Source organism: Streptomyces sp. NPDC017943 (genome assembly GCF_044328425.1).
Classification (GTDB): domain Bacteria; phylum Actinomycetota; class Actinomycetes; order Streptomycetales; family Streptomycetaceae; genus Streptomyces; species Streptomyces djakartensis_A.
Genome location: NZ_JBIRHH010000013.1, coordinates 1 through 20,201, shown reverse-complemented (window position 1 = coordinate 20,201; position 20,201 = coordinate 1). Strand labels below are relative to the sequence as shown.

General features: G+C 73.4%; 18 protein-coding genes, 2 pseudogenes and 1 riboswitch. Of the genes and pseudogenes, 7 read left to right on the top strand and 13 right to left on the bottom strand.

Annotation, left to right across the window (positions count from 1 at the left end):
- Positions 1-57: 57 nt before the first annotated feature.
- The 3 genes from ACH4C6_RS31575 to ACH4C6_RS31565 are packed head-to-tail and all read right to left on the bottom strand — an operon-like array spanning position 58 to position 3,328.
- On the bottom strand, positions 58-954 hold the full coding sequence (locus tag ACH4C6_RS31575; RefSeq protein WP_398112075.1) for a polysaccharide deacetylase family protein: 897 nt from the start codon (positions 952-954) through the stop codon (positions 58-60).
- On the bottom strand, positions 951-2,237 hold the full coding sequence (locus ACH4C6_RS31570; RefSeq protein WP_398112074.1) for a glycosyltransferase: 1,287 nt from the start codon (positions 2,235-2,237) through the stop codon (positions 951-953). The genes ACH4C6_RS31575 and ACH4C6_RS31570 overlap by 4 nt, the downstream gene beginning before the upstream one ends.
- Before the next feature lie 20 nt (positions 2,238-2,257).
- Positions 2,258-3,328: a GNAT family N-acetyltransferase gene (locus tag ACH4C6_RS31565; protein WP_398112180.1), complete on the bottom strand. Its 1,071-nt coding sequence runs from the start codon at positions 3,326-3,328 to the stop codon at positions 2,258-2,260.
- 186 nt (positions 3,329-3,514) lie between these two features.
- Between ACH4C6_RS31565 and ACH4C6_RS31560 the strand changes: the two genes are divergently transcribed.
- Entirely contained in the window at positions 3,515-4,363 is an 849-nt protein-coding gene (locus ACH4C6_RS31560) for an HAD family hydrolase (protein ID WP_398112073.1), read from the top strand.
- On the opposite strand, the gene ACH4C6_RS31555 is transcribed toward ACH4C6_RS31560, so the two are convergent.
- The gene (locus ACH4C6_RS31555; RefSeq protein ID WP_398112072.1) at positions 4,327-5,127 is read right to left on the bottom strand and encodes a transglycosylase SLT domain-containing protein; all 801 of its coding nucleotides are present in this window, start codon (positions 5,125-5,127) and stop codon (positions 4,327-4,329) included. The two genes, ACH4C6_RS31560 and ACH4C6_RS31555, sit on opposite strands and share 37 nt — an antisense overlap.
- Before the next feature lie 3 nt (positions 5,128-5,130).
- Positions 5,131-5,300: riboswitch (cyclic di-AMP (ydaO/yuaA leader) on the bottom strand.
- 507 nt (positions 5,301-5,807) lie between these two features.
- Here ACH4C6_RS31555 and ACH4C6_RS31550 point away from each other — a divergent pair.
- Both ACH4C6_RS31550 and ACH4C6_RS31545 read left to right on the top strand, forming a co-directional pair.
- Positions 5,808-6,818: a polyprenyl synthetase family protein gene (locus ACH4C6_RS31550; protein ID WP_398112071.1), complete on the top strand. Its 1,011-nt coding sequence runs from the start codon at positions 5,808-5,810 to the stop codon at positions 6,816-6,818.
- Positions 6,819-7,047: 229 nt separating this feature from the next.
- Positions 7,048-8,280: an outer membrane lipoprotein carrier protein LolA gene (locus tag ACH4C6_RS31545; RefSeq protein WP_398112070.1), complete on the top strand. Its 1,233-nt coding sequence runs from the start codon at positions 7,048-7,050 to the stop codon at positions 8,278-8,280.
- Between the two features lie 49 nt (positions 8,281-8,329).
- Here the strand turns inward: ACH4C6_RS31545 and ACH4C6_RS31540 are convergent, their stop codons facing one another.
- The 3 genes from ACH4C6_RS31540 to ACH4C6_RS31530 form a co-directional block, all read right to left on the bottom strand.
- The gene (locus ACH4C6_RS31540; RefSeq protein ID WP_398112069.1) at positions 8,330-8,911 is read right to left on the bottom strand and encodes a flavodoxin family protein; all 582 of its coding nucleotides are present in this window, start codon (positions 8,909-8,911) and stop codon (positions 8,330-8,332) included.
- Between the two features lie 48 nt (positions 8,912-8,959).
- On the bottom strand, positions 8,960-10,120 hold the full coding sequence (locus ACH4C6_RS31535; RefSeq protein WP_398112068.1) for an amidase family protein: 1,161 nt from the start codon (positions 10,118-10,120) through the stop codon (positions 8,960-8,962).
- 68 nt (positions 10,121-10,188) lie between these two features.
- On the bottom strand, positions 10,189-10,689 hold the full coding sequence (locus ACH4C6_RS31530) for a DUF6668 family protein (RefSeq protein WP_398112067.1): 501 nt from the start codon (positions 10,687-10,689) through the stop codon (positions 10,189-10,191).
- 160 nt (positions 10,690-10,849) lie between these two features.
- Here ACH4C6_RS31530 and ACH4C6_RS31525 point away from each other — a divergent pair, with 160 nt between their 5' ends.
- A complete protein-coding gene (locus tag ACH4C6_RS31525) occupies positions 10,850-12,358 on the top strand; it encodes a tetratricopeptide repeat protein (protein WP_398112066.1) in 1,509 nt (502 codons plus the stop codon).
- Positions 12,359-12,377: 19 nt separating this feature from the next.
- Here the strand turns inward: ACH4C6_RS31525 and ACH4C6_RS31520 are convergent, their stop codons facing one another.
- Complete coding sequence (locus ACH4C6_RS31520; protein ID WP_398112065.1) at positions 12,378-13,328, bottom strand: M28 family metallopeptidase; 951 nt, start codon at positions 13,326-13,328, stop codon at positions 12,378-12,380.
- Positions 13,329-13,469: 141 nt separating this feature from the next.
- Positions 13,470-13,943 (bottom strand): VOC family protein, encoded by a 474-nt coding sequence (locus tag ACH4C6_RS31515; RefSeq protein ID WP_398112064.1) that lies wholly within the window; start codon positions 13,941-13,943, stop codon positions 13,470-13,472.
- 21 nt (positions 13,944-13,964) lie between these two features.
- On the opposite strand from ACH4C6_RS31515, the gene ACH4C6_RS31510 reads away from it, so the two are divergent.
- A complete protein-coding gene (locus tag ACH4C6_RS31510) occupies positions 13,965-14,588 on the top strand; it encodes a CGNR zinc finger domain-containing protein (RefSeq protein ID WP_398112063.1) in 624 nt (207 codons plus the stop codon).
- A 54-nt stretch (positions 14,589-14,642) separates the two neighbouring features.
- Positions 14,643-15,869, top strand: a pseudogene (locus ACH4C6_RS31505) (MFS transporter); the annotation flags it as partial.
- 80 nt (positions 15,870-15,949) lie between these two features.
- Here ACH4C6_RS31505 and rarD read toward each other — a convergent pair.
- Positions 15,950-16,900: an EamA family transporter RarD gene (gene rarD / locus ACH4C6_RS31500; protein WP_398112179.1), complete on the bottom strand. Its 951-nt coding sequence runs from the start codon at positions 16,898-16,900 to the stop codon at positions 15,950-15,952.
- 207 nt (positions 16,901-17,107) lie between these two features.
- Entirely contained in the window at positions 17,108-17,962 is an 855-nt protein-coding gene (locus ACH4C6_RS31495; protein ID WP_398112062.1) for an SDR family oxidoreductase, read from the bottom strand.
- 90 nt (positions 17,963-18,052) lie between these two features.
- Between ACH4C6_RS31495 and ACH4C6_RS31490 the strand changes: the two genes are divergently transcribed.
- A complete protein-coding gene (locus ACH4C6_RS31490) occupies positions 18,053-18,439 on the top strand; it encodes a winged helix-turn-helix transcriptional regulator (protein ID WP_398112061.1) in 387 nt (128 codons plus the stop codon).
- A 36-nt stretch (positions 18,440-18,475) separates the two neighbouring features.
- Here the strand turns inward: ACH4C6_RS31490 and ACH4C6_RS31485 are convergent, their stop codons facing one another.
- Both ACH4C6_RS31485 and ACH4C6_RS31480 read right to left on the bottom strand, forming a co-directional pair.
- A complete protein-coding gene (locus ACH4C6_RS31485; protein WP_398112060.1) occupies positions 18,476-19,555 on the bottom strand; it encodes a 2-oxoacid:ferredoxin oxidoreductase subunit beta in 1,080 nt (359 codons plus the stop codon).
- A pseudogene (locus ACH4C6_RS31480) lies at positions 19,548-20,201 on the bottom strand (2-oxoglutarate ferredoxin oxidoreductase subunit alpha); the annotation flags it as partial. The pseudogene ACH4C6_RS31480 and the gene ACH4C6_RS31485, both read right to left, overlap by 8 nt.

Here is a 20,201-nt window from a genome sequence, read left to right as displayed (position 1 = left end):
ACAGACGGCCGGCACGCCCGCGGGGTTGTACACCCGCACATCACGATGAGGCCTCGGTCAGCCCGCGAACTCCGGGCCGCGCACCGCCGCCCGGGCCCGCCGGTACCAGCGCCAGGCGATCGTCCTCGGCCCGTCCCGGTACGGGGCGATCCGCGCACCCGACCCCGCCAGCCAGCCCTCCACGTCGGCGAGGGTGTGGGTGCGCCGGACGATGAGCCGTGCGATGCGGTGGGTCTCGTCGCGCTCCGAGCTGAGCGCGTGCCGGACGGCGGTCGCCGTCTCGTAGCCCGCCCGGGCCGACATGGCCCGCACGCGCGGGCTGTTGTAGCCGTGCGGATAGGCGAGGTGGCGCACCTCGTGCCCGAGGGCGTCCTCCAGCACCGCCTTGGACGTGCGCAGTTCGTAGGCCAGGTCCTTCGCGGACAGGGTGTCGAGCTGGGCGTGCGTGACGGTGTGACTGCCGATCTCCATGCCGGAACGTTCCAGCTCCACCGCCCGGTCCAGGGTCATCATCGCGGCGGGCGGCAGCAGACTGCGGCCGCCCGGGGTGAGGGCGCCGGTGGTCAGGTAGGCGGTGGCGGGCAGGTCCCGCCGGGCCAGCGCCTCGGCGGTGGGGCCGGGCAGGTCGGCGAACCCGTCGTCGAAGGTGAGCAGCACGGGCCGCGGCGGCAGCGGTGCCCGCCCGGCCAGGTGGTCGGCGAGCGCGCTGATCGTGACGGGCGTGCGCCCGCTGCGCACGACCGCGTCCAGATGCGCGGCGAACTGCTTCGGTGTCACCGTGAACTCGGCGATCCAGTCCGGCGGATCGTCGCGGACGCAGTGGTAGAGGAAGACCGGGACGACCGCGCGGCCCCCCGTCCCGTCCGCCGTGCCGTCCCCCGTCCCGTCCCGCGTGCCGTCCGCCGTGCCGTCCCCCGTGCCCGGTCCCGTCCGGTCGCCGCCGCCCGTCCTCATCTCGCCCCCCGCGCCGCCGCCCGCAGCGCCCGCCGCGCCCTGAGGTAGCCGACCGGGCCGTAGAGCATGCCCCGGCGCTGCAACCGGGACAGCCGTCGCGGCCAGGGGTGGGTCCGCACGTCGTGGTCGCCCGGTGTGCCCCCGCCCGGCGTCTCGCGGACGGCCGTCAGCGCGCGGGCGTGGGCGAGGCCGCGCGGCAGCCGCGCGAGGAACGCCGGCAGCAGCCCGGGCCGGTTCACCAGGACCGCCGTGAGGTAGGCGGTGAGCCCGGCCCCGTAGCCGTAGGCCTGGGTCTCCAGATCCCGCCAGGTCTCCCGGTGGTGGTGCCAGACCAGGGCGTACGGCGTGTAGCGCAGCCGGTGGCCCTGGGCCAGGACGCGGACGAAGCCGTACAGGTCGTCCCCGCCCCGGGCGGCCGTCCCCGCCCCGGTGGCCGGGTCGAAGCCGCCCACCTCGCGCAGCACCCGGGCCCGGAACGCCATGTTGGCGCCGGAGCCGAACCGCCCCGCCGTGAACGGGAACAGCGGCTCGTCGCCCGGGGGCCTCGCCGGGTCGTACGTCCTCGGGGTGAATCCCTTGGCGAAGCCGCCGTGGCTCTCCAGCAGCACCTGGGCCGGGGTCGTGAGCCGCGCGGGCAGGATCAGGCCGGTGGCGCAGCCGAGCCGGGCGTCCGCGGAGAACGGCGCGGTCAGCTCGGTCAGCCAGCGCGGGTCGGCGACCACGTCGTCGTCGGTGAAGGCCACCACCTCGCCCGTCACAGCGGCCAGCCCCGCGTTGTGCGCGGCTGCGAGCCCCGGAACGGGCTCGCAGACGTACCGCACGCGTTCGGCGTACTTCCGCTCGATCAGCTCCCGCGTCCCGTCCGTCACGGGCGCGTTGTCGACGACGACGATCTCGAAGCGCGGGTGGTCCTGCGCCAGCAGGGAGTCCAGCGCCCTGGCCAGGTGCCCGGTGCGTTCCCGCGTGGCCACGACGACGGTCGTGGACGGCGGCGCCCCGAGCCGCTCCGGCTCCTCGCCGGGTGCCGCCGCGCACACCACCGCAGCCCGGGCCGCCAGCACGGCCTTCGGGTCCGCCCCCTCGGGGACCCGTGCGAGCAGCGTGCCCACGGGCCTGCCGCCCTTGCGCACCAGCACGAACACCTCGCCGGACGTCACCGGCGCACTGCCCGGACCCGGGACGAGCACCGCCTCCTCGGCACCCAGGTCCAGCTCGGCGACCTGCACCGCCCCGACGGCCAGGAACCGCCGTATCTCCTCCCGCGCACGTGCCGTACGGGCCATGCGCCCTCCCCCCACTCGTGTCAGGTACGGCGCAGCCGGGCCGCGCCCTTCAGGGTCCGTGCCGCCAGTGCCGCCAGCCGCGGCCGGGCGCGGACGAAGCCGTGCGCGCGGCGTACCGGCTCACGGCGCAGCCAGTGCAGTGCCGCGCCCGCCCCCGGCCGCAGCACCGCGCCCTCGTACACGGGCAGTTCGCCCGTCTTCAGTGCGTCCTTGTACTCGGCGGCGCCCCGCCCCAGGTCGAGGGTGGTGACGCCCTCGGCCGCCGCCGCCTCGGCCATGCGCAGATGCAGCACCAGACCCGGCGAGAACTTGGCGAACTCCGGATCGTAGGCCGGGAACCAGCAGGCCAGGACCGAGGCCGAACGCAGTCCGAAGTGCGCGGCGACGGGCCGCTCACCGGCGTACAGCACGGACAGCGTGCCGCTGCACTGCGCGGCCCGGGTCCGGGCCAGCTGCCCGACGAGCCGGGTGATCCACTCCTGTGCGAACCGGTCCCGGCGGCCGGTCCTGCGGTACTGCGCCGACTTCCACTCCATGAGCGTGCGCAGCGCGGCCGGGTCGCGTTCGTCGAACACGAACCGCAGGGCGCCCGCCTGCCGGCCCAGCCGGCGCTCCTTGGCCAGGGTCGTCTTGAGGAACTTCGGCGACTGGCCGCGCAGCACCGACTCGTAGGTCTCGTAGCCCTTCTCCACGTCGATGACGAACGTGGCGTGCTCCTCGGCCGCGTGCCCGACGAACAGCCGCTGCTCCGCCTCCAGGTTGTCGAAGGCGAAACTCGACAGCGAGCAGGCCCGCAGCAGTTCGCCCGTCTCCAGTGCCAGACCCGGCCGCAGGACGGCGCCCTGGGCGTCGGAGACACCGAGCCCGATGGCCCGGCCCTGCCCCAACGGGCCCCGCTCGTACGGCAGGAAGCCGACCGGCTCGGCCCCTTCCCGCACCACGGCGACGCGGGCCTGTGGCCTCACCCGGCCGACGGCCTCGGTGAACTCCGGTTCCATGAAGGGGTTGCGCGGCGCCCCCGATGCGGCGCGCAGCGCACGCCAGCGCTCCCGTTCCTCTTCGCCGAGCTCCCCGGGCCCGGCCACACGAATGCGTCCACTGCTCAACCCGACCCCCCGATCAAGTCCCCCCTGGACACAGGGAAGGTACCGCCCGGGACGGTCCCTCGGGTAGGTAGCGGAGCAAGTTGTTGCCAACCGGTGCAGAGGCCCTCAACCGGGCAATCGGCGTCCGCCGCGCGATGAAACGAAGGGGCCCGCTGTCCGTATTCTCTGATCATGGCCGCACCCCTCGCGTATTCACTCATCGCCACCGATCTGGACGGGACGTTGCTGCGCGGCGACGACACCCTGTCCGACCGGTCTCTCGCCGTGCTCGCGCGGGTGGCGGACGCCGGCGCCCAGCACCTCGTGGTGACGGGCCGCCCGGCGCCGAGAGTGCGGCCGCTCCTGGACGACCTGCGCTGCACGGGGCTCGCGGTGTGCGGGCAGGGCGCGCAGGTGTACGACGCCGGCGCGGACCGGCTGCTGTGGTCCATCACGCTGGACCGGGAACTCGCGGAGACGGCCCTCGGCAAGATCGAGGCCGAGGTGGGTCAGGTGTACGCGGCGGTCGACCAGGACGGCGTGGACGGCCTGACGCTGATCGAGCCGGGCTACCTCATGCCGCACCCGACCCTGCCCGCCGTGCGGGTCGACCGGCGCGACGACCTGTGGGGCGAGCCGATCAGCAAGGTGCTGCTGCGCCACCCCTACCTGTCGGACGACGAACTGGCGGCGACGGCCCGGTCGGTGGTCGGCTCACTGGCGACGGTGACGATGTCCGGGCCGGGCACGGTGGAGTTGCAGCCGTGCGGGGTGACCAAGGCGACGGGGCTGGCGCTGGCCGCCGAGCACCTGGGGCTGCGGCCCGCGGACACCCTGGCCTTCGGTGACATGCCCAACGACATCCCGATGTTCGACTGGGCCGCCCGCGGGGTGGCGATGGCCAACGCCCATCCCGAGCTGAAGGCGGTGGCCGACGAGGTCACCGCGTCGAACGAGGACGACGGCATCGCCGTCGTCCTCGAGCGACTGCTGGACGAGGCGGCTCAGTACGGGCCGTTGACGTTGTCGATCGAGCCGTAGCGGTCGGCCGCGTAGTTGCAGGCCGCCGTGATGTTGGCGACCGGGTCGTACGGGTCGAAGGGGGTGCCGTCCACGTGGTACGCGGCGAAGGTCGGGTCGATGACCTGGAGCAGGCCCTTGGACGGGGTGCCCGCGACCGCGTTCGAGTCCCAGTTGTTGATCGCCAGGGGGTTGCCGGACGACTCGCGCATGATGTTGCGGTGGATGCCGTCGTAGGAGCCCGGGATCCCCTTCTGCGCCATGATGTCCAGCGCCTCGCGGATCCAGCCGTCCAGGTTGTCCGCGTAGGTCTTCGTGGAGGCCTGGGTGGCCTGGGCGACGCCGCCGGCGGGCTTGGCGGCCGGCTGGGCGGCGGGCTTGGCGGCCGACTCGGCCGGGGCCGGCGACGTGGTCGCCTTCTTCTCCGGGGCGGCGGCCTCGGCGCCCTTCACCTTCAGCTTCAGACCCGGGTGGATCAGCTTGGGGTTGTCGCCGACGACGGAGCGGTTGTCCTTGTACAGCTGCTTCCAGCCGCCCGAGACGTCGTACGTGTCCGCGATGCGGTAGAGCGTGTCGCCCTTGGTCACGGTGTACGTGAGCGACTTCGCGGGCTGGGCGGCCTGCGGCAGGACGTGCGCGGCGGGCGCGCTCTGCGGCTCGGCGGCGACGGCGTTCACCGCGCCGAGGAGCGGGAGGGCCAGGGCCGCCCCGCCGGTGCCGGCTGCGACGACACCACGGGTGATCGGGTTCTTACGGGGGCGACGGTGCGTGCCTCGTCCGGGCATGGCGATGTTCCTCTCCGGCGCCTGCGAGGTGAGCTGTCGGGTTCGGGCCGGGAGGTGCCCGGCCGCGTACGGCACCGTGTGCCGTGCGCGGCTTCACCCCGAGCCGTTCCGCTGTGCGGACCGGCGACTTACCTGGGTCCCCCGCTCCTGCCCTGCGTGAGTGATCGGTTGATGGGTGCCCGGGCGGTGGCAGGATTCGGCGTCCGCCGGACAGGGCCGGAACGTATGCGAGAGCACATGTCGGGAACAAGCACGGGAGTCACATATGACGCTTGTTGACCTTGGTCGACCGGTATGGGGCACCTTGATCCTTTGCGTTCGCCAAGGCTCAACTCGCTTTCCCGGTGCGGCCGTACGTGCCGCTTCCCGAGGTCGGGCGTGAAAGGGTGGGGGTGACCCAACTCACTGATCAGGTCGCGTGGAGCAAATTCCGCAAACAAGGATTTGCATACTCAGAAGGGCAAATCCGGCATGAGCTGCTTGCTCCGGGTAAGTCGATAAATGTCTGTTCTTATGACCTGATCGAAAACATCGCGGTCCTGATCGGATACCACCCGGCCTGTAACCATGGGCGCTGGCGGTGATCGAAACGTGACCGGATACGCTGACTCGAGTGAGGGCAGCGACCTATCGACAATCCGCGTAAGCACCGCCAGACACCAGCAGACAGGAGACCCCTCGTGACCGACGTCGGGCCGTTCGGGCTGAGCGTGCGGGACCAGGCTCTGGAAGCCGATGTCCAGGCCGGACTGACGGCTGTCGAGGAAGGCTTGCTCGAGGCCACCAAGAGCGAGGTGCCCTTCATCACGGAGGCCGCCCAGCACCTGGTGCGCGCCGGCGGCAAGCGGTTCAGGCCGCTGCTGGTGATGCTCGCCGCCCAGTTCGGCGACCGGCACGCGCCGGGCATCGTGCCCTCGGCCGTCGTCGTCGAGCTCACCCACCTCGCCACCCTGTACCACGACGACGTGATGGACGAGGCCGCCGTGCGCCGCGGCGTCGAGAGCGCGAACACCCGCTGGGGCAACTCCGTCGCGGTCCTCACCGGCGACTTCCTCTTCGCCCGCGCCTCGCACATCCTGGCCGATCTCGGCCCGGAGGCCGTGCGGGTGCAGGCCGAGGCGTTCGAACGGCTGGTGACCGGGCAGATCCTGGAGACCGCCGGACCGCAGGACGGCCGCGACCCCGTCGAGCACTACCTCGACGTGCTGGGCGGCAAGACCGGCTCCCTGATCGCCGTGTCCTGCCGCTTCGGCGCGATGATGTCCGGCGCCGACGAGACGGTCGTGCACGTGCTGACGCAGTACGGCGAGCGGCTCGGCGTCGCCTTCCAGCTCGCGGACGACGTCCTGGACATCGCCTCCGACTCCCACGAGTCCGGCAAGACCCCCGGCACCGACCTGCGCGAGGGCATCCCCACCCTGCCGGTGCTCCGGCTGCGCGAGCGGGCCGCCCGGCTCGGCCTCGCCGAGGACGTCGCCCTGTGCGAGCTGCTCGACTCCGACCTCACCGACGACGCCCGGCACGCCGAGGCCCTGCGGCTGCTGCGCGCCCACCCGGCGCTGGAGCAGGCCCGCCAGGACACCGTCCGCTATGCCCAGGACGCCCGCTCGGCGCTGGCGCCGCTGCCCGAGTGCGCCGCGAAGACGGCGCTGCTGGAGCTGTGCGACGCCGTGGTGCACCGCGCCGGCTAGTCCCGTCTCCCCCCGACCCCTACGGGTCGGGGGAGAAGCCGCCCCCGCGTGTCATACCCCAGCAGTACGCGGAGTTGAGCCCGCGGTCTGACGTATCCGCCCGGCCGATTTGGTCAGATGGGAACCACGGAAGACACCACTCCTCACCTGTTCGGGTGAGAACGGCGGCTCACGGACGAGTGCGTGGACGACACGGACGGCCGCCGCCGACCACGGAGGTAGGGCACACATGGCACCGTACGCATCCGACGACAGCACGACCGGCGGGGAGGCCGACGAGCGGCAGTCCCGGCGGCGCAAGGCCGCCCGCTACGTCGTCCCGGTCACCGTGATCGGGGTGGCGGCCGCGACGATCGGCCTGGTCCCGGCGCTCGCCGACTCCGGCGACCCCGACCTTCCGGAGATCACCGCCCAGCAGCTCGTCGAGAAGATCGCGAAGTCGGACGTCGAGCAGCTGTCCGGCACGGTGAAGATCACCACGGACCTCGGTCTGCCGAACCTCGGCGGCCTGGAGTCCGGTCTGCTCTCCGGCGCCGCGGGCGGCGGCGACGGCTCCTCCGCCGACCCGACCGTCAGGCTCACCGAACTGGCCTCCGGCACGCACACTCTGCGCGTCGCCGCCGACGGCCCGGACCGGCAGAAGCTGTCCCTGGTGGAGAACGCCGCCGAGTACAGCGTCATCCACAACGGCAAGGACGTCTGGGCCTACGACGGCACGTCCGGCGAGGTCTACCACGGCACCGGTCCGCAGAGCCCGAAGGCGGAGAAGGAGCAGCCGCCCACCACGCCCAAGGACTTCGCCGAGGAGGTGCTGAAGGCCGTCGACGACACCACCTCCGTCACGGTGGACGGCACCGCGCGGGTCGCCGGTCGCGACGCCTACAAGCTGCTCGTCGAGCCGAAGCAGTCCGGTTCGACCGTCGGAGCCGTCACCGTGGCGGTGGACGCGAAGACCGGCATGCCGCTGAAGTTCACCCTGGTTCCCGCGAGCGGCGGTTCGGCCGTCGTGGACGCCGGCTTCACCAAGGTCGACTTCTCCAGGCCGGCCCCCTCCACCTTCGACTTCACCCCGCCCAAGGGTGCGAAGGTCACCGAGGAGAAGGACGCCGGCAAGGAGTTCGGCAAGGCCGCCGAGGAGCACGCCCGCAAGGGCGGGCACACCCCGGAGTCCGGGAAGGACCTGGGCGAGGGCCCCGACGGCATGAAGACCATCGGCGAGGGCTGGAACGCCATCGCCACCTTCGATACCGGCGGCGAGGGCGTGCCCTCCGGCGCGGGGGCGGGCGGCGGCGCCCTCGGCGACTTCGTCGACTCGCTCGGCGACAAGGTGACCGGCAGGTTCGGCTCGGGCACGGTCTTCTCGACCCGCCTGGTCAACGCCCTCGTCACCGACGACGGCCGGCTCTACGTCGGCGCGGTCACCAAGGACGCGCTCGTGAAGGCGGCCGACGCGGGGAAGTGACCCGCCGGCGCGCCGGGGGAGCGGGAGCACCAGGCCGCGCCCCCGGCGCTCACTTCTCGTACAGGAACCGCGCGGGCGGAGCCTCCTGGGCGAAGAACGTCTTGGCCCGGGCCAGCGCCTCGGTGTCGGCGAGCACGTCACCGGGCTTGCTGCCGTTGCCGAGCAGCACCCCGCCGAACCGCATCCCCATGTACGCGGCCGAGTTGTGCAGCGTCCCGATCAGCGGGTCGGCCACCACCTGCTCCTCGTGCGCGAGGGCGGTGACGCCCCACAGCGTCCGTCCGGCCAGGGTCTCCTTGAAGTCCAGGCCGGGCGTGCGCAGCCAGCCGGACCAGTAGTCCAGGTAGCGCTTGGTCTGCGCGGAGACCGAGTACCAGTACAGGGGCGAGACGATCACGATGTCGGTCGCCCCGAGCGTGGCGTCGAGCAGCAGCGCCACATTGCCCTCGGTCGGACGGACGTGGTCGCTGTCGTGCCGCAGGTCCTCGAAGTCCGGCACCGGATGGGCGGTCAGGTCGAGCCACTGCTGTTCGGCATCGGCCGGCAGCTGCTCGGCGGCCCGGCGGGCCAGCAGCTCGGAGTTCCCGTCGGAGCGGGCGCTGCCCAGGACGAAAAGGAAGCGGCGGGTCATGGCTGTTCCCCCTGAATGATGGGCGTCGGTCAATTACAGGCGCTTGCATCATATGCGCACGCAAGTAAATCCGCCAGGGTCCCGTCCGCCGGGGCCGGCCCGGCGACGGGCCCGGGCCTCCGCCTCCCGCGCCACGGCCAGCAGCAGCGCCTCCCGTCCGTGCGGTGCCACCAGCTGCAGCCCGGCCGGGCAGCCGTCGCCGCCGAACCCGGCCGGCAGGCTCAGCGCCGGATGCCCGCTGAGGTTGAACGCCCAGGTGAGGGAGGTGGAGTAGCGGTCACCGGGGCCTTCGTGGCCGTGCGGTGCCGTGGGGGCGGTGGGGGTGAGCAGCAGCTGCGCGCCGTCGAACAGCTCCGCCAGCCGCCGGTCGTTCCGTGCCCGCACGCGGTGGGCCCCGTCCGCCCCGGGCCCCGGACCACCCGCCGCCCGCCCGGCCCCCGCCGCCCGCAACGCGAGCCACGCCGGCCCCGGGTCGGCGAGCCCCACCGGCACGCGCGGCCGTACGAGCCGGACCACCCCGGCCGCCACGAGCCGCTCCACCGCGGCCCGGGCCAGCGCCACCGGCTCCGGGTCGGGCACGGCGAAACCCAGGCCGGAAGACCAGACGGCGGTGACGGGCAGCGCCACCGCGGGCGACGGCGGCTCCCCCGACACCACCCGCCACCACAGCTCCGCGTCCCGCGCCGACCGGGCGAGCACGCCGGGGGCGGCGAGCCCCGTACGGTCGGCGGAGGGCAGCCGTCCGTTCGTCGCCTTCAGCCCGAGCACCCCGCACCACGCCGCCGGGATCCGCACCGACCCGGCCCCGTCCGCGCCGGTCGCCAGCGGCACGAGACCGGCCGCCACCGCCGCGGCGGCCCCGGCCGAGGAACCTCCCGGCGTCCGGTCGGCCCGCCACGGATTCACCGTCCGCCCCCGGGCCCCGAGCCCCCAGGTCTGCCACGCCGTCCCCGGCCCGGGCACGGAGGTCGCGCCCACGACCACGCACCCGGCCTCGACCAAAACCCCCGCGGAACGCAGCCCGTGACGGCCCTTCACGGCGACGGGGACGCCCGCGAGGGGCAGGGGCCGTCCGCCCGGGGCGCCGCCCTCGTCCAGCAGCGCGTCCACCTCCGCCGCCCGGCGCAGTGCCTCCTCGGGCCACACCTCCAGGAACGCGCACAGGTCCGGATCGGCCCGTGCGATCCGGCGCAGTGCCGCCGCGGCCACGTCGGTGGCGCGCAGGCGCCGGGCGCGTACGGCCGCCGCGATCCGGGTGGCGGACAGCCCGGTGGCCGTCAGCGCGCCGCCCCGGTGAGGCGGGCCAGGGCCTCGGTCTCGCGGGGCGGTCCGCCGGGCTCGCCGAGCCGCCAGGCCGTCACCCACGGCACGCGGTACACGTCGATCACCGCCTCCAGGGATCTGACGCGCTGGACGAGCGGGCGCGGCAGCCGGCCCGGGGCGTCGGCCACGAGCACGACGGCGTCGAGGTCGAGACCCGGCGGGGCCTGGCCGCGCCGGAAGGCCTCCACCGCCGCGGCGGCCGAGCCCAGACCGGCCGCGTGCGTCCGGGCGACCAGCAGCACCGAGCGCGGGGCACCCGCCCCGGGCCAGGAGCGGCCGCTGTCGTACCCGCCGTAGACCGCGGCGAGGGTGGAGACGCCCGCGCCGCCGTGCGTGCCGACCCAGGAGAAGCTCCGCGGCGCGGCGCGGTCGTGCACCGGCTGCGGCGCTCCCGGCCCGGTCGCGGTCACCGGGCCGCGCAACCAGATCTCCGGCCCCTGTCGCCCTGTGGGCATGCCCCTCTCCTCCCTCGTGTGTTCGGTGCCCGCGCCCCGCGGAACGATCCCCTCCGGCAGGCGTTGTCCTTGGGACGAGCCTGTGACACCGCGGTGACGTGAGAAGCGTGGGCGAGCGGACACACTCGACAGTAGGTGTACGACGCCGAGTGAGGGGACGATGTCTCGACTCAGCCGCGAGAAGAAGCGGGAACACAAGCAGGCCGTGCGCGCGGCGGCCCCGGCGACGCCGATCGAGGTCCACGTCCCCCGGGCGGGGACGGGCTCCCCGGCGGGTCCGGGCGGGGCCTCCGACGGCGCGTCGGTCGGCGGGGTCCCGGTCTTCGCGGCCCCCGGCGAGGAGATCCAGCGGGCCGTGCTCGACCGGCTCCACCACATCGCCCTGGCCACCGGTCATCCCGTGCTGGCCACGGTCGACGACGAGCGCATCGGCTACGTCGTCCCGCTGCGCGTGGACCCGGACGGCTCCAGCCACTTCACGGCCGAACCCGTCCCCAGGGCACCGGAGCGGCAGGCGTCTGGTTCCGGTGTGCCGGGGCGGCCGGGTTCTGTTCCCGGGGTGCCGGAGCGGCAGGGGTCTGGTTCCGGGGTGCCGGGGCGGCCGGGTCCCGTCCCCGGGGTGCCGGAGCGGCCGGCGTCTGTTTCCGGGGTACCAGAGCGGCAGGCGTCTGGTTCCGGGGTGCCGGAGCGGCAGGGGTCTGGTTCCGGGGTGCCTGGGCGGCCGGGTCCCGTCCCCGGGGTGCCGGAGCGGCAGAGCCTCCTTTCCGGGGGCGCCGAGCCGCAAGGTGCCGCCGATGCGACCGCCGAGCGGCAGCCCGGGCGGGAGGACAGCGCGACCCACGTCCTGCGCCCCGCGCCGGAGCGGGGCGCCGCCCCGACGTTCCCGCTGCGGGCCGTGCCCGAGGCGCAGCCCGCCGGCGACTCCGTCCCGACCTTCGCCCTGCGCGCCGTACCGCAGGACGCGCCCCCGGCCCCGCCGTCGGCCCCCGGCACCGTCGCGCCCCCGACCGGTTCCTTCGGCCCGCCCCCGCCCATGGAGGCCAGGCCGCTGCCGGTCCCCGAGGACGCCCCGGCGCCGCGGCCCCAGCCGATGCCCGAAGCCGCCCTGCTGGCGGCCGACCCCGACCCCAAGCCCACCCCGCCGCGCGGGTTCGACGCCGTCGCGGAGGCCGTGCTCGGCGACGAGCCCCTCACCGCCCCGGGCGATCCGAACGCCCCCGCGGTGCTCGCGGAGCCGGTCGCGCGGATCAACGAGGCGGTGAAGGAGGGCCGGATCGACGCGGCCGCGGAACTGGCGGAGCAGACCGTCGCCCGGGCGTCCGGCACGCTCGGGCCGGAGCACCCCGAGGTGCTCCGGCTGCGCGAACTCGGTGCCTACATCTCGTACTTGGCGGGCGATCCGCTCCGGGCCTTCCGGATGTCGCTGGACCTGGCCGGTGCCCGCCGCCGCGCCGGTGACGCGGAGGGCGCCTACGGCAACGTGCGCAGCGCCGCGACCGCCTGGCGGGCGGTGCGCGACGCGGCGACCGGGCTGGAGCTGGGGCACGAACTGATCACCCTGTGGACCGAACTCGCCGCCGAGGGCGGTGCGGCCGCCGAGGAGATCGAGGAACTGGAGTCGGCCCGTGCCCGCATGGGCCGACTCACCGCACGCGCCGGCGGCGCCTAGGCGCACCGGCCCGCGGCTGCTACTCGGACAGCTCCCACACCGCGTACGCGAGGGCGTCGCTGTTGCGGTTCAGGGCGGTGTCGTTGATGTTGGCGGTGGTGTCGCAGGAGGAGTGGTAGCACCGGTCGAAGGCCCGGCCCGCCGTACCGCCCCACTTCGCCGCCTGCGCCGACGTCATCGTCCGGCTCGCCCCGGTGAACAGCCCGCCCACCGGCACGCCCGCGCTCTTGAAGGGCGCGTGGTCGGAGCGGCCGTCGCCCTCGGTCTCGATCTCGGTGGGGACGCCGATGCCGGTGAAGTAGTCCTTGAAGGTCTTCTCGATCGCCGGGTCGTCGTCGTAGACGAAGTAGCCCGGGTTCGGGGAGCCGATCATGTCGAAGTTCAGGTAGGCGCTGATCCGTGAACGGTCGCCGGTGGTGAGCCGGTTGACGTAGTAGCGGGAGCCGACGAGGCCGAGCTCCTCGGCGCCCCACCAGGCGAACCGCAGGTGCTTGGTGGGCTTGTACTGGGCCCGGGCCACGGCGAGCGCGGTCTCCAGCACGGCGGCCGAGCCCGAACCGTTGTCGTTGATGCCGGGGCCGGAGGAGACGCTGTCGAGGTGCGAGCCGGCCATCACGACCTGACTCGTGTCACCGCCGGGCCAGTCGGCTATCAGGTTGTAGCCGGTGCGGCTGGAAGCGGTGAACTGCTGGATGGTGGTGGTGTACCCGGCCGCGTCCAGCTTGGCCTTCACGTAGTCCAGCGAGGCCTTGTAACCGGTCCGGCCGTGCGCCCGGTTGCCGCCGTTGGCGGTGGCTATGGACTGCAGCTGGGACAGGTGCGTCTTGACGTTCGCCACCGGTATGTCCGGCGCGGCCGCCGCTCTGGAGGGAGCGGAGGACGCGGCGTCGGCCACGGCACCGCCGGTCAGGAGCATGGCTGTTGCCATGCCGCCCGCGGCGACGGTGCGCGCGGAAACGGAGAGCTTCATGTGGGGACTCCGGATTCCGTCGGGAAGCCGTGGGGTGTCCACGGGCAGCCCGGAGTGAATGGGGTGCCCAGATGGTGAAGCTGGGACTGACTTTCCGTCAAGACCGGTAATCGGCCACACGGTTGTGGCATCCGGTGCGCGTCACTGGACGCAGAACTCGTTCCCCTCCGGGTCCGCCATGAGCACCCACTCGCCGCCCTGCTCCGCCACCCTCCGCAGCACGCGCGCGCCCAGCCCCTCCAGCCGCGCGACCTCCTCCTCGCGCCGCCCGTGGCCCGGGTGCAGGTCGAGGTGGAGCCGGTTCTTGACCGTCTTGGCCTCCGGCACCCGCTGGAACAGCAGCCGCCGCCCCAGCCCGGTCCCGCTCTCCTCCTCGACCGGATCCCCGGGGTGGCGCACGGCGACCAGGTCCCGGAAGGCGCGGCGGCCGTGGAAGGACACCGTGGCGTCCTCGGGCAGGGCGCCGAAGCCGAGCAGCTTCTCGATGAGGGCGCTGTTGTCCTCGACCTCGTAGTGCAGGGCGGCGGCCCAGAAGTCGGCCTGCGCCTGGGGGTCCCCGGCGTCGATGACGACCTTGAAGTGGACGGGGGCAGGGGACTGCGGTGTCTGCGTCATGTAACCACTTATACTGGTTGGGTGAGCGAACGCGCTGCCGGATCGCCGGATCCGTCCCCCGGCCTGACCCTGGTCACGGCCCGGGGCAAGCCCTACCGCTTCGACCCCGGCGCCCTGTGCCTGGAACTGCTGACCACCGGTGGTCCCGGTGCCTTCGCCCGCTGGGAGGCGCTGCACGAGCCCGCCGACCTGGTCGCCTGGGCGGAGCGCAGCAGGCTGCCCGACGGACTCGATCTCACCGTCTCCCCCGCGGAGCTCCGGCGCGCCCGCGAACTGCGCGACGCGCTGTTCCTGCTCACCGCGGACCGCGCCCATGGCCGTCCGCCGCGCGGCACCCACGTGGACACCGTCAACGCGGCGGCGGCCGAACCCCCACTCGTCGCCCGCATGACGCCGGACGGCCGGCACACCTGGGCCCCGGGTGCCACCGGCACCGGCCTGCTGTCGACCGTCTCACGGGACGCGATCGCCCTGTTCACCGGAGAGCACGCCGACCGCGTGCGCGAGTGCGGTGCCCACGACTGCCACCTGCTCTTCGTCGACACCTCCCGCCCGGGCCGCCGCCGCTGGTGCGCGATGGAGCACTGCGGCAACCGCGAGAAGGTCCGCGCGCACCGCGCCCGCCGGGGACCCGCGACGCCGTAGTCCCGATGCCCGGTGCCCGGTGCCCGGTGCGCGGTGCCCGGTGCGCGATGCGCGATGCCCGGTGCCGTGCGCGCGGCCGGCGAATCTCGGTTGCGCCGGCGGTCCGCGGCGGGGGAGTGTGGATGCATGGGCACGCGTGCCTGGGCGCTGCTGCTCGTCCTGTGCGGAACGATCTTCCTCGAAGGCATCGACGTCGCGATGATGGCGGTGGCGGTCCCGGCCGTCCGCTCCGACCTCGGCCTGACCACCGGCACCGCGGCCTGGGTGATGACCGCCTACGTCCTCGGCTACGCCGGCTTCACCCTGCTCGGCGGCCGCGCCGCCGACCTGCTCGGCCGACGGCGGATGTTCCTGCTCTGGCTGACCGTCTTCCTCGCCTTCTCGGGACTGGGCGGTTTCGCCACCGAGGGCTGGATGCTCATCGTCGCCCGGTTCGTCACGGGCGTCGCCGCCGCCTTCATGACCCCGGCCGCGCTCTCCCTGATCACCACCTCCTACGAGGAGGGACCCGCACGCAACAAGGCCCTGCTGATCTTCGCCGGGACCGGCGCGGCCGGGTTCTCCCTCGGCCTGGTGATCGGTGGGCTGCTCACCGAGCTGGGCTGGCGCTGGGTGTTCTTCGCGCCCGTGCTGCTGGCCGCTGCCCTGCTCGTGGCCGCCGTGCGCCTGATCCCCCGGCGCGACGCCCCGCCCTCGCGCCGGCGCACCTTCGACCTGCCCGGCGCGGCCACCGCGGCGGGCGCCATGCTGCTCGCCGCCTACACCGTCGTCCGCCTGGAGCACGGACTGCACCAGTGGCCGCTCACCCTGGCCACGGGCCTCACGGCGCTGCTCCTGGCCGCCGCCTTCGTCGCCGTCGAACGCCGCTGCCCCGACCCGCTGGTCCGCCTGGGCATCCTGCGCCAGGGCCCGGTCGTGCGGGCCGACCTGGGGGCCCTGCTGTTCCTCGGCGCCTTCTTCGGCTTCCAGTTCGTCGTCACGCTCTACCTTCAGGAACTGCGCGGCTGGTCGTCCACGCAGACCGCGCTCGCCCTGCTGGTCATGGGCATCGACGCCGTCCTCGCCCCGACGCTCACCCCGCGGCTGGTCGCCCGCTTCGGCAACGCCCGCGTGATCGTCAGCGGCTTCGTGCTGGCGGTGGCCGCCTACGCGCTGTTCCTGCCGGTCGGCATGGACTGGTCCTATGCGACGATGTTCCCGACCCTCTTCCTGTCGGGCCTCGCCTTCGCCCTGGCCTACGGCCCGCTGACCATCGCCGCGACGGACGGGGTGAGCGGGTCGGAGCAGGGCCTGGCCGGCGGACTGCTCACCACGGCGACGCAGTTCGGCTCCGCCATCGGCATCTCCGCGGTGACGGCCGTCTACGGCCTGGCGTCCACCGGGCCCGGCCCCGAGGAGACGCTCTCGGCCTTCCGCGCGGCGCTGTCGGTGCCGGTCGCCCTGGTGACGCTGGGCGCCTTGATCTCCCTGGTGAGCGCCCGCGAGGCGCGGCGGGCGGTGCGCAACGCGTCCCAGGTGAGCAGCGCGAGCGCCAGCCAGACCAGCGTGAACCCGGCCCAGCGCTCCGGCGGCATCTCCTCGTGGAAGTAGAGGACGCCGAGCAGGAACTGGAACACCGGCGTCATGTACTGGAGCAGGCCGATGGTGGACAGGGGGATGCGGATGGCTGCCGCGCCGAAGCAGACCAGCGGGAGCGCGGTGACGATGCCGGCCGAGGCCAGCAGCGCCGCGTGCCCGGCGCCCTCGGCCGCGAAGGTGGACTCGCCCCGCGCGCTCAGCCAGACGAGGAAGGCGAGCGCGGGCAGGAACTGGATCGCGGTCTCGGCGGCGAGCGACTCCACGCCCCCGAGGTTCACCTTCTTCTTCACCAGGCCGTACGTGGCGAAGGAGAAGGCCAGGGCCAGGGAGATCCACGGGGGCCGCCCGTAGCCGACGGTCAGGACGACCACCGCGGCGCAGCCGGTCCCGACGGCCGCCCACTGCACCGGCCGCAGCCGCTCCTTCAGCAGCAGCACGCCGATCGCGATGGTGACCAGCGGGTTGATGAAGTACCCGAGGGAGGCCTCGACGACGTGCCCGGAGTTCACGGACCAGATGTACAGGCCCCAGTTGATCGTGATGACCGCCGCCGCGACCGTGACCAGCCCGAGCTTGCGCGGCTGCCGCAGCAGCTCGCCTGCCCAGGCCCAGCGGCGCAGCACGAGCAGCGCGGCGCCGACGAAGACCAGGGACCACACCATCCGGTGGGCCAGGATCTCCACCGCGCCGGCGGGCTTCAGCAGGGGCCAGAACAGGGGCACCAGGCCCCACATCCCGTAGGCCGCGAAGCCGTTCAGCAGTCCTATGTGCCGCTCACCCCTCGGCTTGCCGGTCACGGGCCCCTCCTTCGCGCCTTGCGTGTCTCCGCGGACGACGGTAACGCCGGGAACCCCCGGCTGTCATGCCCGTATCGGCATACGGTCATGACAGTCCGGGGGTGCGGCGGCGCAGGGTCCGTCAGGGGGCGACGAGCCCGCTCGTCAGCCTGCGAGGGCCGTGGCGACGGCCTCGGAGAGCGGGGTGGTCGGGCGGCCGATCAGCCGGGACAGGTCGCCGCCGGGGACGACCAGTTCGCCCCGCTCGATGGAGGCGTCGACGCCCGCGAGGATCTGCGCGAAGGGCTCGGGCACGCCCGCGCCGGTCAGAAGGGCGACCAGCGCCTCGGGGGAGACGGCGTTGTACGCGATGTCCTTCCCGGTCTGCCGGCTCAGCTCGGCCGCGTACTCGGCGAAGCTCCAGGCGGTGTCACCACCCAGCTCGTACGCGGTGTTCTCGTGCCCTTCGCCGGTCAGCACGGCGACGGCCGCGGCGGCGTAGTCGGCACGGGAGGCGGAGGAGACCCTGCCGTCACCCGCGGCGGCGACCACCGCGTCGTGCGCCAGCACCGGGGCGAGGTTCTCGGTGTAGTTCTCGTGGTACCAGCCGTTGCGCAGCAGCGTGTAGGGCACGCCCGAGTCCGCCAGGACCTTCTCGGTGCCCCGGTGGTCGTCGGCGAGCGCGGCGGTCAGGCTGCCGGGGGCGCTGGTGTAGGCGAGCAGGGACACACCGGCCGCCCTGGCCGCCTCGATGACGACGGTGTGCTGCCGCACCCGGCCCTGGTCGAACTCGTTGCCCGAGACCAGCAGCACCTTGTCGCCGGCCGCGAACAGGCCGTCGAAGGACGCCGGGTCGTTGTAGTCGGCCACGGCGATCCGCACACCGCGCTCCGCGAGGCCGGCGGCCCTCTCCGGGGTGCGTACGACGGCCGTGATCCGCTCGGCGGGGACCTTCTCCAGCAGCTGTTCCACGACGAGGCGGCCGAGGTGCCCGGTGGCTCCGGTGACGACGATGCTCATGGGGTGACTCTCCTTGTGGGGTGGGATGCCACTAACCCTACGACTGGCGCTTACCTTTCGAAAGTACCCACTTTGAAGTAAGGTACAGGCATGTCGGTAAGTGATCGCCGGAACGAGGCCCTGTGCCCGCACCGGCTCGTCCTGGAACACGTCACCAGCCGCTGGGGCGTGCTCGTCCTGATCGCACTCCTGGAGCGGTCGTACCGGTTCAGCGAGCTGCGCCGGGCCGTCGGCACCGCCGGGGGCCGCGCGGTCAGCGAGAAGATGCTCGCGCAGACGCTCCAGACCCTGGAGCGGGACGGGCTGGTCCACCGCGACGCCCACCCCGTCATCCCCCCGCGCGTCGACTACTCCCTCACCGCCCTCGGACGCGAGGCCGCCGAGCAGGTCAGGTCCCTGGCGAGCTGGACCCACCACCGCATGGACGAGGTGGCACGGGCGCGCCGGGCGTACGACGAGGCCCGGGCCGCCTCCTAGCGGTCCCGGGCCTCTCCGCAGTGCTCCCCGGCAGGGTCAGCCGACGACGGTCCAGGTGTCGCCGCCCGCCAGCAGCGCCGCCAGATCGCCCTTGCCGTGCTGCTCGACGGCCTGGTCCAGCTGGTCGGCCATCTGCGTGTCGTAGACGGGCCGGTCGACCGAGCGGAACACACCGATCGGGGTGTGGTGCAGGGTGTCGGGGTCGGCCAGCCGGGACAGCGCGAACGCCGTGGTCGGCGAGGCCGCGTGCGCGTCGTGGACGAGGATCCGCCCCTCGTTCTCCGGCGTCACCGTGACGACGGTCAGGTCCCCGGTCAGCTGGTCGCGCACGACGCCCTTGGCCTGGCCGGCGCCGAAGCGGATCGGCTGTCCGTGCTCCAGGCGGATCACGGCCTCCTCGGCCTGCTGCTTGTCCTTGAGGGCGTCGAAGGCGCCGTCGTTGAAGATGTTGCAGTTCTGGTAGATCTCGATCAGGGCGGTGCCCTCGTGGGCGGCGGCCTGGCGCAGCACCTCGGTGAGGTGCTTGCGGTCGGAGTCGACGGTGCGGGCCACGAACGAGGCCTCCGCGCCGATCGCCAGCGACACCGGGTTGAACGGGGCGTCCAGCGAGCCCATCGGCGTCGACTTGGTGATCTTGCCGACCTCGGAGGTCGGGGAGTACTGGCCCTTGGTCAGGCCGTAGATGCGGTTGTTGAACAGCAGGATCTTGAGGTTGACGTTGCGCCGCAGGGCGTGGATCAGGTGGTTGCCGCCGATGGACAGCGCGTCCCCGTCGCCGGTGACCACCCACACCGACAGGTCCCGCCGGGAGCTGGCCAGGCCCGTGGCGATGGCCGGGGCGCGGCCGTGGATGGAGTGCATCCCGTAGGTGTTCATGTAGTACGGGAAGCGCGAGGAGCAGCCGATGCCGGAGACGAAGACGATGTTCTCCCGCGCCAGCCCCAGCTCGGGCATGAAGCCCTGCACCGCGGCGAGGATGGCGTAGTCGCCGCAGCCCGGGCACCAGCGCACTTCCTGATCGGACTTGAAGTCCTTCATCGACTGCCTGCCCTCGGCCTTGGGGACCAGGGACAGCGCCTCGACGGCGCGGGTGCCTGTCGTGGACGTCTCAGCCATCGATGGCCTCCTTCAGCGCCGCGGCGAGCTGCTCCGCCTTGAACGGCATGCCGTTGACCTGGTTGTACGAGCGGGCGTCGACCAGGTACTTCGCCCGGATCAGCGTGGCGAGCTGCCCGAGGTTCATCTCGGGGACCACCACCTTGTCGTAACGCTCCAGCACCGCGCCCAGATTCCGCGGGAAGGGGTTCAGGTGGCGCAGATGCGCCTGGGCGACCGACTCCCCGGCCCGGCGCAGCCGCCGCACGGCCGCGGTGATCGGCCCGTAGGTGGAGCCCCAGCCCAGCACCAGGGTCCGTGCGCCGTCGGGGTCGTCGACCTCGAGGTCGGCCACGTCGATGCCGTCGATCTTGGCCTGGCGGGTGCGGACCATGAAGTCGTGGTTGGCCGGGTCGTAGGAGATGTTGCCCGTGCCGTCCTGCTTCTCGATGCCGCCGATGCGGTGCTCCAGCCCCGGCGTGCCCGGGACCGCCCAGGGCCGGGCCAGGGTCTGTGGGTCCCGCTTGTACGGCCAGAACACCTCCGCACCGTCCTCCAGCGTGTGGTTGGGGCCCTGCGCGAACTGCACCCGCAGATCCGGCAGTTCCTCCAGATCCGGGACCCGCCACGGCTCGGAGCCGTTGGCCAGATACCCGTCGGACAGCAA

Coding starts and splice junctions, on each gene's coding strand:
- ACH4C6_RS31545 (WP_398112070.1), top strand. CDS start 7,048: ATGGCACCGTACGCATCCGACGACAGCACGACCGGCGGGGAGGCCGAC.
- ACH4C6_RS31525 (WP_398112066.1), top strand. CDS start 10,850: ATGTCTCGACTCAGCCGCGAGAAGAAGCGGGAACACAAGCAGGCCGTG.
- ACH4C6_RS31575 (WP_398112075.1), bottom strand. CDS start 954: ATGAGGACGGGCGGCGGCGACCGGACGGGACCGGGCACGGGGGACGGC.
- ACH4C6_RS31490 (WP_398112061.1), top strand. CDS start 18,053: ATGTCGGTAAGTGATCGCCGGAACGAGGCCCTGTGCCCGCACCGGCTC.
- ACH4C6_RS31555 (WP_398112072.1), bottom strand. CDS start 5,127: ATGCCCGGACGAGGCACGCACCGTCGCCCCCGTAAGAACCCGATCACC.
- ACH4C6_RS31540 (WP_398112069.1), bottom strand. CDS start 8,911: ATGACCCGCCGCTTCCTTTTCGTCCTGGGCAGCGCCCGCTCCGACGGG.
- rarD (WP_398112179.1), bottom strand. CDS start 16,900: ATGTGGGGCCTGGTGCCCCTGTTCTGGCCCCTGCTGAAGCCCGCCGGC.
- ACH4C6_RS31520 (WP_398112065.1), bottom strand. CDS start 13,328: ATGAAGCTCTCCGTTTCCGCGCGCACCGTCGCCGCGGGCGGCATGGCA.
- ACH4C6_RS31485 (WP_398112060.1), bottom strand. CDS start 19,555: ATGGCTGAGACGTCCACGACAGGCACCCGCGCCGTCGAGGCGCTGTCC.
- ACH4C6_RS31560 (WP_398112073.1), top strand. CDS start 3,515: ATGGCCGCACCCCTCGCGTATTCACTCATCGCCACCGATCTGGACGGG.
- ACH4C6_RS31530 (WP_398112067.1), bottom strand. CDS start 10,689: ATGCCCACAGGGCGACAGGGGCCGGAGATCTGGTTGCGCGGCCCGGTG.
- ACH4C6_RS31495 (WP_398112062.1), bottom strand. CDS start 17,962: ATGAGCATCGTCGTCACCGGAGCCACCGGGCACCTCGGCCGCCTCGTC.
- ACH4C6_RS31570 (WP_398112074.1), bottom strand. CDS start 2,237: ATGGCCCGTACGGCACGTGCGCGGGAGGAGATACGGCGGTTCCTGGCC.
- ACH4C6_RS31515 (WP_398112064.1), bottom strand. CDS start 13,943: ATGACGCAGACACCGCAGTCCCCTGCCCCCGTCCACTTCAAGGTCGTC.